Source organism: Nostoc edaphicum CCNP1411, assembly GCF_014023275.1.
Lineage (GTDB): Bacteria > Cyanobacteriota > Cyanobacteriia > Cyanobacteriales > Nostocaceae > Nostoc > Nostoc edaphicum_A.
The window spans coordinates 5,515,412-5,530,378 of record NZ_CP054698.1 but is presented as its reverse complement, the minus strand read 5'-3'; the positions used below and the strand labels follow the sequence as shown (position 1 = coordinate 5,530,378).

General features: G+C 43.9%; 12 protein-coding genes. 6 read left to right on the top strand and 6 right to left on the bottom strand.

The features are described 5' to 3' along the window. Window positions 1-79: 79 nt before the first annotated feature. From arsM to HUN01_RS26010, 3 genes are all read right to left on the bottom strand, one after another. Entirely contained in the window at window positions 80-1,048 is a 969-nt protein-coding gene (gene arsM / locus HUN01_RS26020; RefSeq protein ID WP_181928591.1) for an arsenosugar biosynthesis arsenite methyltransferase ArsM, read from the bottom strand. Window positions 1,049-1,280: 232 nt separating this feature from the next. Beyond that, entirely contained in the window at window positions 1,281-1,955 is a 675-nt protein-coding gene (locus tag HUN01_RS26015; RefSeq protein ID WP_181928590.1) for a response regulator transcription factor, read from the bottom strand. A 193-nt stretch (window positions 1,956-2,148) separates the two neighbouring features. After that, window positions 2,149-2,436: a Mo-dependent nitrogenase C-terminal domain-containing protein gene (locus HUN01_RS26010; RefSeq protein WP_069071038.1), complete on the bottom strand. Its 288-nt coding sequence runs from the start codon at window positions 2,434-2,436 to the stop codon at window positions 2,149-2,151. Window positions 2,437-2,959: 523 nt separating this feature from the next. On the opposite strand from HUN01_RS26010, the gene HUN01_RS26005 reads away from it, so the two are divergent. Continuing rightward, a complete protein-coding gene (locus HUN01_RS26005) occupies window positions 2,960-3,577 on the top strand; it encodes a class I SAM-dependent methyltransferase (protein ID WP_069071075.1) in 618 nt (205 codons plus the stop codon). Window positions 3,578-3,696: 119 nt separating this feature from the next. On the opposite strand, the gene HUN01_RS26000 is transcribed toward HUN01_RS26005, so the two are convergent. Together HUN01_RS26000 and HUN01_RS25995 are read right to left on the bottom strand one after the other, a co-directional pair. Next, window positions 3,697-4,194: a GNAT family N-acetyltransferase gene (locus HUN01_RS26000; protein ID WP_181928589.1), complete on the bottom strand. Its 498-nt coding sequence runs from the start codon at window positions 4,192-4,194 to the stop codon at window positions 3,697-3,699. Between the two features lie 521 nt (window positions 4,195-4,715). Continuing rightward, entirely contained in the window at window positions 4,716-6,368 is a 1,653-nt protein-coding gene (locus HUN01_RS25995) for a mechanosensitive ion channel (protein ID WP_181928588.1), read from the bottom strand. Window positions 6,369-6,621: 253 nt separating this feature from the next. On the opposite strand from HUN01_RS25995, the gene HUN01_RS25990 reads away from it, so the two are divergent. After that, on the top strand, window positions 6,622-7,062 hold the full coding sequence (locus HUN01_RS25990; RefSeq protein WP_181928587.1) for an SRPBCC family protein: 441 nt from the start codon (window positions 6,622-6,624) through the stop codon (window positions 7,060-7,062). A gap of 162 nt (window positions 7,063-7,224) precedes the next feature. Here the strand turns inward: HUN01_RS25990 and HUN01_RS25985 are convergent, their stop codons facing one another. Then, window positions 7,225-8,046 carry a SirB1 family protein gene (locus HUN01_RS25985; protein ID WP_181928586.1) on the bottom strand — a complete coding sequence of 274 codons (822 nt, stop codon included), beginning with the start codon at window positions 8,044-8,046 and terminating at the stop codon, window positions 7,225-7,227. A gap of 633 nt (window positions 8,047-8,679) precedes the next feature. Here HUN01_RS25985 and HUN01_RS25980 point away from each other — a divergent pair. The 4 genes from HUN01_RS25980 (at window position 8,680) to HUN01_RS25965 (ending at window position 14,489) form a co-directional block, all read left to right on the top strand. Continuing rightward, window positions 8,680-9,333 (top strand): PEP-CTERM sorting domain-containing protein, encoded by a 654-nt coding sequence (locus tag HUN01_RS25980; RefSeq protein WP_181928585.1) that lies wholly within the window; start codon window positions 8,680-8,682, stop codon window positions 9,331-9,333. Window positions 9,334-9,896: 563 nt separating this feature from the next. Continuing rightward, window positions 9,897-11,345, top strand: a complete 1,449-nt coding sequence (gene atpD, locus HUN01_RS25975) for a F0F1 ATP synthase subunit beta (protein ID WP_181928584.1) — start codon at window positions 9,897-9,899, stop codon at window positions 11,343-11,345. Between the two features lie 143 nt (window positions 11,346-11,488). After that, window positions 11,489-11,902, top strand: coding sequence for an ATP synthase F1 subunit epsilon (gene atpC, locus HUN01_RS25970; protein WP_069071045.1), 414 nt, complete (start codon window positions 11,489-11,491; stop codon window positions 11,900-11,902). Window positions 11,903-12,353: 451 nt separating this feature from the next. Continuing rightward, window positions 12,354-14,489, top strand: coding sequence for an SPFH domain-containing protein (locus tag HUN01_RS25965; protein WP_181928583.1), 2,136 nt, complete (start codon window positions 12,354-12,356; stop codon window positions 14,487-14,489). Window positions 14,490-14,967: the final 478 nt, after the last annotated feature.

Sequence of the window (14,967 nt, the reverse complement as noted above, 5' to 3'; positions counted from 1 at the left end):
CCAGAATTCAATTGTCCATTCATTACCCATTTGCACAGAATTATTTTGCATTCTGACACCTGAATTATTTATTAAGAGATTAACAGCAACCACCACCGCTATAGTGCCAGGTTGAATTGGTAACAATTATTTCTAGTGGCTTAATGGCAGCAAGTTTAGCAGCAGTTTTATCACATACGGCTGCGGGAATACCTAGCTGGAGTAGATGACCTGCTGAATCATCAAAGAAGGGTTCAGAACCAGCATAAATTGCCGTTTTACCAGTAAAAATGCAAGCACCATCTTCTGGAATAGCAACTTTAAAAGAGACAGAATCCAGGCTTTCTAAAAGTAGGTTTTCTTCTAAATTATAAGTCTGAGAATCTAGGAGACGATAAGGACGACGGGCGCGAATTTCAATTTGACCAAATCCAGCATTTATGATCCGTTCAGTATACTCTTGATATGTGAGTGCGCCTGATAAACACATGGCTCTCAGTCGCTCATCTTGTTGAAGATGTACTGGAATTGGACGAGTAGCAATTGGATCGCTCATTTGCAAACGTCCACCTGGTTTTAATACCCGATATGCTTCTTTTAAAGCGCGAGTTAAATCTTCTGGCTCAAAGATGTTGAAAAGGCAATTCTGTGCCACGATATCGACGCTAGCATCAGCAACAGGTAAGTTAAAAGCATCGCCTTCACAGATTTCTACAAAGCTGGTGTCAAACCAGGGGTTTTCTTGAGCAGCAATTTCCAAATTACGTGTGGCTGCTTCTCGCATAGCCCCAACCGGTTCAACGGCAACTACAGCACTTGCATGACGGGAAAAATAAGCAAATTGCAACGCTTCTAAGCCGCCACCAACGCCGACATACAGCACAGTAGGTTGGTTTCCTAGTTCGGTGGGGTGAACAGTGGTGCCACAACCATAGTTCATTTCCTGCATTAGCAAAGGAATTTTTAATCCTGGTAGTTGCAGGGGCGTACTTTGCACACAACAAAGTCCAACTTGCGGGGTTTGGGCAACTTCGCTATAGAATTGCGCTGCTGTTTCTAGATAGGTCATGCAATTTTGGATTTTGGATTTTGGATTATCACAGCTTTGTGCATCCTAATATAATTAACTCGGAGTTGGATGAGTTTTTGCTGAGATTGCCAAAAACCCCAAATCTTCATAAAATAGAAAACTTTGTTTGGGGTTTTACCGTTATTTGACACTGGAAGGGAGACAACGAAGGTAGGAGGAGATGAGGGAAAATGCACCATAATGCCCAATGCCCCATGCCCAATGCCCAAAGTCAATCACGTAATGTGTAACCAACACCGCTCACAGTCTGAATAAGGCATTTTTCGTTATTGGCTTCAAGTTTCAGGCGCAGGTAGCGAATGTAAGCTTCAATGATGTTGGTATCGCCCATGAAGTCATAACCCCAGACTTCCTCTAAAATACGATCGCACGTAATTACCTCTCGCGGATGAGCCAGTAGATATTCTAGTAAATCAAATTCCTTAGCAGTTAACTCAATTAACCGTTGATCTCGGTACACTTCCCGCGTGCGACGATTTAAACTCAGGTCTTCAAATTCTAAAATATCTGCTGTGTCTAGTTGGTGGTTTCTTCGCAAGTGGTTGCGGACTCTGGCTAATAATTCATCAACGCTGAAGGGTTTAACGAGGTAATCATCAGCACCAGCGTCTAAGCCTGCAATGCGATCGCTCACTTCATCTTTGATGGTTAATAAAATTATCGGCACTTTATCAGCTATACTTCGCAGACGGCGACAAATTTCCAACCCCGACACACCTGGCAACATCCAGTCTAAAATTACTAAATCCAGATGCAACTCCCGCGCTGCGGTGAGTGCAGTCAATCCATCGTAGGCAATACTGACTTGATAGCCTTCATAATTCAATTCCAATTCGACAAATCGTGCCAGTTTGACTTCATCTTCAACCAGTAAGATGTGCGTCATGATGATGTTAATGATTTCAGCAGGATACGGTAAGCAAAAATACTGTCTGGAAACACTGTCTTCGAGGTGCCAGCTAATTAATAGCTAAACATCTAATTAGGTGTACGTTAGCTTAGTATAAACCTGAGTAGGTAACAACCGTAAGTCTGCAATTACCGATAGCTCCTTGATCAAAGAACTATTCAACTGCCTATCAGCAATAAGCCGTGACATCTTCACCGCATTCATCGGCAAGATAACAGAGCGCTTTAAAACGCAAACCAACCACTTCCTCGTATAGGGGATTTAATTTACACATCGGTGGAATGTGAAATAACTTCCGACCAAATAGCGTGATGTCTCGCTCAAAGGGACACTGAGCAGGAATAACTTTGCACAGAAAATGAGCCAATTTGGAGTTATGAATTTCTATCGTTTCCAACCACTCGCGGACTGGGTGCAGTAGATTATTATGTAACCGAATTTGAATAAAGCTTGTCATAATTTTTCACCTTGATAAATTCAAACTAGATTGAGTTTTTTGTATTTGAACCTCTATAGGAATCCGCTTTGATTTCTGAACGAATTTGCGTAGACAGGCAATAGGCAATAGGCAATAGTCAAGAAGGCTTCTTAGTTGTACTGAGTTTTTTTACCAAATCAAATATGAGTCCTATATAAATAGATACGGTTAGGTTCTATAGTTTTATGCACTGATTGCTCGTTCTTTAGTTCTCTACAGAGATAAAATGAGTTTCTAGGCACACTATTAACTACAAATTCAAGTGCTACAGTTCCCGATAATTTGTCAAAGCGAACATATCTTTTGTGCCAAACTGCATTGTCGTAAGATAGTCGATGCGTTGTTTTATGCGGTAGGCTAACGCACCGACTATCTTAACTAACCCGACAAAAGCCAGGTATTATAACCAATTCAGAACCGCTATAGTTAATTTGTGTTGTTAACCAACTTCTTGGAGGCGCAGCTAAAAAAGCATCAAGCTTTAAAGAAGCTGCGAAAACTAATGAGTGATGACTTTTTCAGTAATAAAAAGCTACTTTTTGATCTATGGGCACCAAGTTATGACTGGCTCTTTCCTTCAATATTTTATCGAGCCGTTCACAAACGGTTGCTGGAATACGTCGATTTACCAGAGTCAGCAAATGTACTTGATATAGGTTGTGGTACTGGACGCTTACTTGAGCGCCTTGCTACTCAGTTTCCCGATCTGCGAGCCACCGGATTGGATTTATCTGCTAATATGTTGCGGGTAGCAAGACAGAGCAACCGCCACCGCCCACGTTTAATTTATATCGAGGGAAAAGCTGAGTCTCTTCCCTTTGCTGATGGTCAATTTAATGCTGTTTTCAGCACTATCAGCTTCTTACATTATTTAGAACCTAAACAAGTGCTTAGTGAGATAGCACGGGTACTTTCTCCCGGTGGACGCTTTTATTTGGTTGACATTACTTCCACAAAAGAGACAGAACCCCAATTATTGCCCATCTCTCCTCGTGGAATTCGACTCTACAGCCCTAATCAACGTCAACTTCTTGGTTCCTCCGCTGGCTTATTGTGTTTGAATCACCATTATTTACTAGGGCCTGTCTTACTAACGATTTTTGCTAAACCTGCGATTTGAAAATGGGGAATGGGGAATGGGGGAAAGTAAAGGGTTGCAAACAGCTTTTTTCAAGCTTAGTTTTGCATATCTTAATTACGAATTACGTTAGCGTAGCGGTAGCGAGTATTCGAGCGTCATTACGAATTAGTCTGACCTCGATATTCCATAAGCACCACAGGAACTTTGAGCAGCCTTTTAGCTAATTGCGACAATCTAAATTTACCCTTGAGCGTAGACAAGCCTCTTGTCCTGGGAAATTTTGGCAATTCTTCAAAAGATATTGGTACAAAGTCAAAGCGACTGTAAAACTGCGCCAGTCGCTGACCTAAACATTCAAGATAAAGTGGTTGCGTTGCTGTATTAATCAAATGCTGGGTTAGCAAAGTACCTAAACCGCGGCCTCTCCAAGCTGATGCAACGACTAAACTACCAAGTTCTTGTGCCCCTGAGAAATTACGTAGCTGTCCACAAGCTACGAGATTTCCATCGCATTCAATTACCCAAAATTGCTGCCAATTTAATTGGGTTGGGTCGAGTTTCGCTGAGAATACCAACAATCGAATCGACCACTGATCCGCAGAGATTGCTTTGCGAAGGACACACCCAGATGGTAACGATAGATTGCTCTGGTTCATTCAATTACACTTTGATGGTTTATCGAGTAAGGCCGGGGGCAGATAGCGGAGTCTTAGCGAGTCCGTGAGCGTCAGGCTTTCTGCCTCCTGTCTCCTTGCTCCAACTCAATAGGTTCGGTTAAGGTGCATAGTTCTTAAAGATCCCCCTTAGTCCCCCTTAAAAAGGGGGAAATAGAGCCATTCTTAGCCCCCCCCTTTTTAAGCTACGGTATATACACAAGTTATCGAATCAACTACCAGTCCTCGAATTACCCCACCCTAACCCTCCCCTTGTAAAGGGGAGGGAACAAGATTCTGTTGTTTCCCCCCAATGCATCGGGGGGATTAAGGGGGGTAATTCGACTTGTGTGTACACGGTAGCCTTTTTAAGGGGGTTGGGGGGATCGAGTCTTATCTAAACCGTATTTAGCTCTAACTTTCAAGCTCTTAGTTAAAATTGCCGATAGATGTTATGCACTATTATTGATGCTTACGGCTGCACTTTCCGAGATTTACAGATGAAGTTGCGCCTTCATCAATTTTTAGTTTCTACCTTTGAAAGAGTTTAGCCATTCTTGAACTTGCTCTCTTGCAATATCGCGCCCTCCTAGACCAAAGGCTAGGGCAATAGCAACTGCGATCGCACCTAATAAAAGTCCAAAGGCCAAATTCACAATATCACTGGCAACTCCAATCTGTTGCAGTGCCATTGCAGAGACTAAGGTAATGATGGCAATCCGCGCCACTTGACCTAAAATCTGTGCTTGTCGATCGCCAGAACTGGTAATGATCTTAAAAGCCAGATTTGCTAGGAATAAGCCAATGGCAAAGATCACCAATCCTGCTAAAATCCGCCCGAATATAATCACAATTCCAGACACTAATGCTGTCAGGGCTGGAATATTCAAGATATTCACCGCCGCCACCGTAGCAAACAGCATGATACCCACTAAGGCAACAATACCTGCAATTTCCGATGGAGTGCGAGTTGGAGTAGGTTCAACTGTTGGTTCTGTTGAAATTTCGATTCGTCTAGTGGGTGTTGTCAGACCCAAAATCGTGAAAATGTTATTAAAGCCTAAATTGGTGAGGATACTTGTCACCAAATCTGCGACAAACCGCCCAACAAAATAGGCAACAATCCAAATTGCTATGGCTGTGAAGATAGCAGGTAGGGCGTTGAGAACCTGTTGCAGCATTGCGATCGCGGGTACGGATATCGCAGCAATTCCCAAAGCATTGAGAGCTGCGATCGCCACAGGAATCAAAATCAAAACATAGACAACTGTGCCGAGAATATTCGATAGAGGCTGCACTCCCGCAGACGCAGATAATCCCAACCGACTACCTAAATGATCGATCCCAGTTGTCGCCAACAAGTTCGTCACAATCCGCCTTACCACATTAGCTATGAACCAGCCAACTACAGCAATTAATATTGCCGCTAAAATGTTCGGCAGAATTAGCAGAACTTCTGTAATTAGAGCTTGTACTGGTTGTAGAGCCTCCCTGAGTCCGAGAGTATCTAAAACTGGTGCGAGAAACAGTAAAAATATAAACCAATACAGAGCATTGCCAATTGTCTCACTTAGAGACAGCTGATTAAGGCTGGGTGTCCTGTCTTCTGGTTCTGGATTCAAACGCTCATCCAGATTGAATGCCTGTAATGAACGGACAGTGATAATCTTCACAATGGTCGCTAAAAACCAGGCGGCTCCCAAAAGGATTCCCGCACCAACCAACTTTGGCAAAAAGCCAATAAGTTGATTGAGAAAATTATTCAGGGGTCGAGAAGCTATCTCTAGATCCAATGTCTGTAAAACAGCTACCGCCGTCAACAGGATAATGCTCCAAAAAACTAAAGTGGAGATGATTTTCTCCACCTGTGGAACATCTTGACGACCCGTTATCCCAGAGGCAATACGGTTATCTATGTTTGTCCGATTGAGGATTCCTCGCGTCACCGCTGCTGCGATCGCTGCAATTAGCCAACCTACTAGTAAAATTGCTACTGCCCCCAGTAGACGGGGTGTAAACAGAATCAACTGTTGAACAATACCTTGCACATCAGCGATTCCTTGATTCACTGCTGGTTGCACCGGTTGTAGGCTGGGCGACTGTGCCAAAAATTGCTGTCCCCTCATCGATAAACCAATATCTATCAACTGGGTTATTCCCTGCCAAGTTGTGTTCATGGTTTTCCGGTATTAAGGTTTTTAGGTGTTTACCAAAAACACTGGAGATACTTATGAGGTGCTTAGAGGGTGTTTGAATGAATAATGTTGCACCCCAGTAAGTTTACTAGTGTTTTGCCTATCAATTTACCAGCAAATTACCCGTAAACTCATTTTATTTTATGATTTGGATAAATGCTCAATACTCAATTAATGTGCTGAAAGTGCTTGATTTTGGGTTATCCTAAGTGCAGCAACAGCATAAAAAAGTAGAATGTCCCAAGTTTTGGAACAATCGATTCAAATTAATGCTACAGCTACGGTGGTGGAGCGCTGTATTAGCGATTTGACCCTCATGCACCGCTGGCTCAACCCCGTTCTTCGTTGCGAACCTGTAGGCGAAGCTTGGAGTACGGATATCGGCAGTGAAAGTCGTTTTATTATTCAAATTCCTCTACTAAAACCCACTTTGAATAGCGTAGTTGTAGAACGACAACCGGGTTTGGTAGTTTGGGAATTTCAGGGATTTTTTCAAGGACGCGATCGCTGGGAATGTCAACCCATAGAAAAAGGAACGCTCCTACTCAACCGCTTTGAGTACGATATCCCTAACCCATTAGTAAGTTGGGGTTTTAACACCTTTGCCGCATCTTGGACAAAAGCAGATATGCAAGCCCAGCTGCGCCGCCTCAAACGAGTCGCGGAAAATTCGTAATTGGGCATTGGCATTGGGCAGAAAATGCAGAGGGGCAGGGGGAGAATTAATAAATTACCTCTTTCCCGTCTTCTCCCTGTTTTGCTGCCCTCTTTCCCTCTGCTCCCTGCCCCCTGCCCCCTGCCCCCTGCTCCCTGCCCCCTGCTTCCCCTGCCCTCTTCCCTAATCCCTCCCCAACTCGGTAAGTAGCCGCCGAATCACAGATGCATCTTCGGCATCGGGAACTTTTGCTAAATATTTTTGTAAGTCGTCTACCGCTTGTGGGTAGTAACCGAGTTGATAATAGATCAAACCGCGATCGCGCAATTCTAAAGTTAAACCAGGAAACAGCAATAAAATTCGTTCAACCGCTGCCAGCGTTTTTTCTAACTCTTGCTGTTTGAGGTAAATAAATTTTAAATTTGTCAGCATCCTTGCCAAAAATTGCCGATTACTGACTACGGCTAAAAATTCTGGTTGTAGCGTCACAGGTTGTTGATAAAGTTGAGACAGTCGTTCTTCGCAATCTTGGGCAAATATTATTTCACCGCCATTGAAAGCATCGACAAAAATTTCTATATCTGGAATATCCGGGCGAATTAGGAAATGTCCTGGCATTCCCACACCCACCATCGGAAAATCAATCCGTCGAGCAACCTCTAGGTAAACCAGCGCTAAGGTAATGGGAATCCCCAGTCGGCGGTCAATTACATCATTCAAAAAGCTGTTGCGCGGGTCGTAATAGTCAATTTTATTACCAGAAAATTTTAAATACTCGTAAATATACTGATTAATACTTTGAACTATCCGCAGAGGATATCGTGAATCAGGGAGGCGTTCTTGTAACTCCCATGCCATTGTATCAAGGGCATTGAGGTATTCTTCTTGATCTAGCTTGGGATATTCTTCTTGTGCAATATACAAAGCTGCCTTTGCTAAGTCAATGTGCTCGTCAGACTGCTGAATCTCTTGGTAAAAATATTGTCGTGCTGACGAGAAATTCATAAGCTGTTGCTCGGTGGAAGTGTGAGGATGAAACCGCAGCTATGCCTAACTCAGGCATCATGGCTTGGCTAAAAGCGGTTTTTTGTATCTATCTTTATCTTATGGATATTCAGAAGTTTTGGAAATGTCGTTTGTAGATAGCTGGATATGTACCTATTGCCAACTAACTTTTAGGACGGGCTGCACCCATATGAAAAGTGCTGAGTTTGTATAGCATATTACTTAGCGCAAGTATGTATTTTTACACGTTAAATCCTATAAATTTATACAATTTTTATATAGTTATTAATTGGACAATAGCAACCAATCGCTATAAAAACCTTATACACCATGTCTTTGACAGTTTTTCTATTTTAGAAAACAATAAATTATTCTTATAAATTTTTAGTAAATATCAGTAATAATACTTGTTTTTTAAATTCAATTTAACAATACTACTAATGGTTATATATGAGCCTGAAATCAAGCTAATACTATGTCAATGTCATAGCAATTACTGCTTGTGTGTGCGATCGCTGCCAAAGGCTGAATCAGTGGGAGATTTTTGCCTAATTTCGCTGGCAAGTTTCTGTCAACTGGTAATGTATAGCAATTTTACTCTTAACATCCTCAATACTTAAGGACATTTGTTTTATGACAATATCCACTGTAATGAAAAAGTTATCCCTAGCTACTGCTGGAGTAACTTGTCTCACTCTGGCGACACTAGGATCAGGAAAGGCACAAGCAGTAGACACTGTGATTGACTTTGATAGCTTGTTGGATCTTGAGATTGTTGATAACCAATTCCTGAATCAAGGTGTAGACTTTAACGGTACAGCATCAATTCTCCAATTAGGTTCAAGCTTAAATTCTTTGTTTCCACCCGTCTCTGCGAACAACTTAATTTATGATAATCCTTCTCTTGGTAATGGGATTATCCGTGTTGATGCTGTAAATTCGCTTTGGTCATCTGTGGGTGGTTTTGTAACTGGAACTACAAATGTTACTTTGACAGCTTATGCTTCTGATAATTCTATTTTAGGTACAGTATCAACGGGTGGGGCTAACTTTCAAGATGCCGCCACAGGTTTATTGCCTAATATATTTCTGTCTCTTACTGCTCCAGATATTTCATATATCACATTTCAAGATAGTGGAAATACTTATACAGTAGATAATTTTACATTTAGTAGTCAATCTGTTCCCGAACCAACTTCCATGTTGGGTTTCTTCGCATTAGCAGCTTTTAGTGCTACTTCTTTTGTGAAGCGTAAACAGCCACAGAATGCGGCTACTAAAGCTTGAAGAAGAATGCAGAATTCAGCAATCTGGATGCTCTCTATGAGACGATCTTGCTATTTTCTACGTAATAATACGTAGCTTTTACAGAGAAGATATCCGCTTTTTCGGTCAGAATACTCAAATGAAAAACTCCACGCCACTTACGGGATGGAGTTTTTGGGCATGGGGAATCGGGCATAGGGCATAGGGAAGATGTTACCTGTTTGTCCCATGCCCAGTGCCCCAAGCGACGGGGCGACATCCCTCTCCACGCCACTTGCGGGATGGAGTTTCCCGTCGCTTTCAATGAATTCTGACTCTTGATTCCTAACTCCTGTGCAAATCGGGAATTTAACAGAGCGGCATTTTTCGCTACAAAGTCTTGTAGCTATGGCGATCGCATCTGAAAAATGAGATTAGGGATCAAGGTCAGGATGAGGACTACAACCACAGCCGCCAAACTCCTTTTTAAGGAATTACTAAGAGAGTTATGTCCCCGTCCGGTGCTAGAGTGAAAGGTGACATTCCTTATTCTTAATGTCTTCTACGACCTTATCTGAAATCTAGCTTCACTCATTAGGCGCAGCATGGTCACAACCGCAGAAAAAACAAACATTGGCTACATTACCCAAATCATTGGCCCAGTTGTAGACGTTAAATTTCCCGGCGGGAAATTGCCACAAATCTACAACGCTTTGAAAATCAAAGGCACCAACGAAGCTGGACAGGAAATCAACATCACCGTTGAAGTACAGCAATTGCTGGGCGACAACCAGGTGAGAACTGTTGCAATGAGTTCCACCGAAGGCTTAGTGCGCGGTTTTGAAGTTACCGATACAGGCGCTCCCATTACTGTGCCAGTTGGTAAAGCCACCTTGGGTCGAATTTTCAACGTCCTTGGCGAACCTGTGGACAACAGAGGCCCAGTAAATGCTGAGGCGACTCTACCCATCCACCGCTCTGCTCCCAAATTTACTGACCTGGAAACCAAACCTTCGGTGTTTGAGACTGGGATTAAAGTTGTTGACCTTCTGACTCCCTATCGACGCGGCGGTAAGATTGGTCTATTCGGCGGTGCTGGTGTTGGTAAAACCGTGATCATGATGGAATTGATCAACAACATCGCTACCCAGCACGGTGGAGTATCCGTTTTTGCTGGCGTGGGTGAGCGCACCCGTGAAGGCAATGACCTCTACAACGAAATGATTGAGTCTGGGGTTATCAACAATGACAACCTCAACGAATCAAAAATTGCTCTAGTTTACGGTCAAATGAACGAGCCACCCGGAGCCAGAATGCGGGTTGGTCTTTCAGGATTGACAGTAGCAGAGTACTTCCGCGATGTGAACAAGCAGGACGTGCTGTTGTTTATTGACAACATTTTCCGGTTTGTACAAGCAGGTTCGGAAGTATCGGCGCTACTGGGTCGGATGCCTTCAGCGGTAGGATATCAGCCCACATTGGGAACTGACGTGGGTGAGCTGCAAGAGCGGATTACCTCAACTACAGAGGGTTCTATTACCTCCATTCAGGCAGTGTACGTACCTGCGGATGACCTCACCGACCCCGCACCTGCTACCACCTTCGCCCACTTGGATGGTACAACAGTACTGTCTCGCGGTTTGGCATCGAAGGGGATTTATCCCGCAGTTGACCCGCTGAATTCAACTTCTACCATGCTCCAGCCCAACATTGTAGGTGATGAACACTACAATACTGCGCGGGCGGTGCAATCAACCCTGCAACGTTATAAAGAACTCCAAGACATTATCGCCATTCTTGGTCTAGATGAATTGTCTGAAGATGACCGTCTCATCGTAGCGCGGGCCCGGAAAGTTGAGCGTTTCTTGTCTCAGCCGTTCTTTGTAGCAGAAGTATTCACAGGTTCTCCTGGTAAGTACGTGAAGTTGGAAGACACCATCAAAGGGTTCCAAAAGATTCTGTCTGGTGAGTTAGATGATCTGCCAGAACAGGCTTTCTACTTGGTTGGCGATATTAACGAAGCGATCGCTAAAGCTGCAAAAATCAAAGGTTAGTCATTAGTCGTTGGTCATTGGTCATTGGTCATTGGTCATTGGTCATTAGTCATTAGTTCAAGTGCTAATGACTAATGGCAATTACAAATGATAAAGGACAAAAGACAAAAGACAAAGGACAACAGACAAAGGACAAAAGACAAATGACATTAACCGTTCGTGTAATTTCCCCAGACAAAACAGTATGGGATGCCCCAGCTGAAGAAGTAGTTTTGCCTAGCACTACTGGTCAACTAGGTATCTTAACTGGACACGCACCACTTTTGACCGCCCTGGATACTGGTGTAATGCGAGTCCGCGCCGCTAAAAATCAGAATTGGCAAGCGATCGCTCTTTTGGGCGGTTTTGCCGAAGTCGAAGAAAATGAAGTGACAATTCTGGTTAATGGCGCTGAACGTGGCGACAAAATTAACCTTGATGAAGCCCGTACTGCTTACAACCAAGCAGAAGCGCGTCTGAATCAAGTTGCAGGAGACGATCGCCAAGCCCAAATCCAGGCAAACCAAGCCTTCAAACGTGCCCGCGCTCGGTTTCAAGCAGCTGGCGGTTTGGTCTAATTTAATTTTCTATTTCTACTTTGTAGGTTGGATATTGCCCAACCTACAAAATATTTATTAAGAAGAATTCAGAATTCAGAATTCAGAAGTCAGAATTCAGGAGCGGAGCCGGAGACGCTCCGCATCCGGTCAGAATTCAGACGCTCGATAGCGACGCACAAAGCGAATCCTTGAGCGTCTGACTCGCTTCCCACCGGCACTATCCGCTTTTTCGTGCAGAATTCATTCTGAATTCTGACTCCTGACTCTTGAATTATGTTCGATAAATTCTCTATGTGTGTAAAAACTCCATCCCTTTACGGATAGAGTATTCTGAATCCTGAATTCTGAATTCTGAATTCTGACTCCTTATTTATTAACTTTTAAAAAAATTACGTCAAGTTTAAGAAATCGAGTCCAGCCTTGGTGAAGTGTTAACTTAACTAATTAGTTGCCCAAATGGGCACAAATTATGAAAAGCTTTTCATCTTTGCTTGGTACTCGTAAACAAAATAAGGTAGCTCGTTTTGCAGCATCTATCGTAGCAACATTAGCGATGGCTGCGCCAACGTCTTTGACGAACGCTAGTAGTATTCATTCTGCTAATGCTACTACCGTAAAAATAACTACTGCAAAAGAAATTACTTCGGCATCAGTCCAGCGAAATCAGACTAAACCAAATATTGCTCAGTTACAAACTAGCAGTACTCAATATCAAGCTGCTGGAATTGATCCTGTTGTACTAATTCCCATCGTCCTTGTGGGCGGTTTCATCATATTTGTCCCTCTGTTCTTTGGTGGACTTGTAGTCATTGGTGAACGCGAAGTAGGCATTGTAGTTAGGAAATTTACCCTTTCCGGGCGTGGACTCCCCGCCGGCAGTTTGATTGCCCTCAATGGGGAAGCTGGCTTACAGGCAGATACTTTAGCTCCTGGTTGGCACTGGGGCTATTGGCCTTGGCAGTATTCTGTAAAAAAAGAGACGGTAATTGTCGTTCCCCAAGGGGAAATCGCTTTAATTGTGGCAGCAGATGGCGCATCCAACCCCCCAGAGCGGATTTTGGGTAAAATCGTAGATTGTGACAACTTCCAAGATGCTCGAAAATTCCTCACCCAAGGCGGGGAAAAAGGGCGGCAAATGGGTTTTCTCACCGCAGGTACGTACCGGATCAACACTGCCCTATTTAAAGTCATCATGGCATCAAATGCCAGCGCTCATGGCATGACTCCAGAACAGTTGCGGGTGTACAGTCTGGCATCGGACAAAGTTGGCATCGTCACTACCTTAGATGGTTTGCCAATTTCTGCCGGTGAACTCGCAGGCCCCACAATTGACGGACACGACAACTTCCAAAATGGTCAGAAATTTATTAATGGCGGTGGGCGGAGAGGCTTACAAGAGCAAACGTTGCTTTCTGGTTCTTGGAACTTGAACCCTTGGTTTGTCCAGGTTGAACAAGTGCCGATGACGGAAATTCCCATTGGGTATGTGGGTGTGGTAATTTCTTTTGTGGGTAAGGCACATCAAGATGTCAGCGGTGCAGCTTTCACCCACGGTAACTTGGTTAATCCTGGACATAAGGGCGTATGGATCGAACCACTGTATCCTGGTAAGCACCCGATTAATTCCCGAATCATGAAGATGGAACTAGTGCCAACGACCAACATTGTCTTAAACTGGTCAGGTCGCACCGAACGTCACAGCTATGATGCTCAACTAGCTTCCTTGACAGTGCGATCGCGTGATGGGTTTGCTTTTGATTTAGAAGTAGCGCAAATTATCCATGTGGGTGCTTTAGATGCGCCGAAGGTAATTTCTCGCGTAGGTGCAATGCAAAATCTGGTAGACCATGTATTGGAACCTACCATCGGTAATTATTTCCGCAACTCAGCCCAAAACTGTACTGTACTAGACTTTCTGACTGCTCGAAGTGAGCGGCAAACTGAGGCTGCTGAGTATATTAAAACAGCATTGCGGGCTTATGACGTGCAAGCGATCGACACCCTTATTGGTGATATTCAGCCACCAGCATCACTAATGCAGACACAGACAGACCGGAAAATTGCCGAAGAAGAACGCAAGACTTATGAAGTCCAGCAGATGGCGCAAACCCAACGGCAGCAACTTGTCCGGGAAACGGCACTCGCTAATATCCAGCAAGAAATGGTGAAATCGGAGCAGAGTGTGCATATAGCTGACCTGAAAGCCCAAGCCCAAATTAAGGAGGCGAATGGTGAAGCCGAGGGGACAAAACTCCGGGCAATTGCTGAGGCTGAAGGTATCCGTGCCACGGGTAACGCCAAAGCTGAAACCTATCGCGCTGGTGTGGAAGCCTTGGGTTCACAAGGTTATACAGCAATGCAACTAATGCAGATTATAGGCGATCGCAATGTCCGCTTGATTCCAGATGTCTTAGTTGGCAGCAACGGCAGCAATAACGGCTTAGTAGATGGGCTACTATCCATGATTTTATGGAATCAAACTGGTAAGGGCGAATTGACACCAACACCTTTGCATCCGCAACCAGTAGTTACCAAAGCGCAACCAACCACAGAAAACGGTCTTCCACCGATAGTGGTGAATTTTCCGGCGGATAAGTCAACTTAACGTTAAAAGGGCGGTTATAAATCCAATTCGCAATTCGCAATTCGCAATTCGCAATTCGCAATGGGCTAACGCCCCGCTCCGCTAACGCAATTAAACTCAGCCCGACACTAGCGGTGGGGTTTTTACCTACCTTGAGATACAAGGATTTTTTCGCCCACAACGGGCGTTAGCGTAGCGGGACGAAGTATGGTTTTGAACCTTTACTTTTTTGATAAACTGCGTCTATACAGGCAAAACCCACCTCCGTGGGTTTGAAACCCTCAATTTTCCTTAGTCCGCCTCTGCGGACTTATACCATTTCACGAAAATCTTGATACATATAGATTTTTCGTAGGGGTTTAGCACTGCTCACTGGTGTCAACTTAACGCGAAACCGCACGTCCGCCAGGGATTGTAAATCCCTGTCTCATAGTTAAAGTCCTCTGAAGAGGACTAAGATAGCGCAAAAATTTTCAGTCTACTTCAGTAGACTTGAGCA

Bases quoted from the DNA above. Each gene is read 5' to 3' on its own strand.
- atpC (WP_069071045.1), top strand. From the start codon at position 11,489: ATGACATTAACCGTTCGTGTAATTTCCCCAGACAAAACAGTATGGGAT.
- HUN01_RS25965 (WP_181928583.1), top strand. From the start codon at position 12,354: ATGAAAAGCTTTTCATCTTTGCTTGGTACTCGTAAACAAAATAAGGTA.
- HUN01_RS25980 (WP_181928585.1), top strand. From the start codon at position 8,680: ATGACAATATCCACTGTAATGAAAAAGTTATCCCTAGCTACTGCTGGA.
- atpD (WP_181928584.1), top strand. From the start codon at position 9,897: ATGGTCACAACCGCAGAAAAAACAAACATTGGCTACATTACCCAAATC.
- HUN01_RS26010 (WP_069071038.1), bottom strand. From the start codon at position 2,436: ATGACAAGCTTTATTCAAATTCGGTTACATAATAATCTACTGCACCCA.
- HUN01_RS26005 (WP_069071075.1), top strand. From the start codon at position 2,960: ATGAGTGATGACTTTTTCAGTAATAAAAAGCTACTTTTTGATCTATGG.
- arsM (WP_181928591.1), bottom strand. From the start codon at position 1,048: ATGACCTATCTAGAAACAGCAGCGCAATTCTATAGCGAAGTTGCCCAA.
- HUN01_RS25985 (WP_181928586.1), bottom strand. From the start codon at position 8,046: ATGAATTTCTCGTCAGCACGACAATATTTTTACCAAGAGATTCAGCAG.
- HUN01_RS25995 (WP_181928588.1), bottom strand. From the start codon at position 6,368: ATGAACACAACTTGGCAGGGAATAACCCAGTTGATAGATATTGGTTTA.
- HUN01_RS25990 (WP_181928587.1), top strand. From the start codon at position 6,622: ATGTCCCAAGTTTTGGAACAATCGATTCAAATTAATGCTACAGCTACG.
- HUN01_RS26015 (WP_181928590.1), bottom strand. From the start codon at position 1,955: ATGACGCACATCTTACTGGTTGAAGATGAAGTCAAACTGGCACGATTT.
- HUN01_RS26000 (WP_181928589.1), bottom strand. From the start codon at position 4,194: ATGAACCAGAGCAATCTATCGTTACCATCTGGGTGTGTCCTTCGCAAA.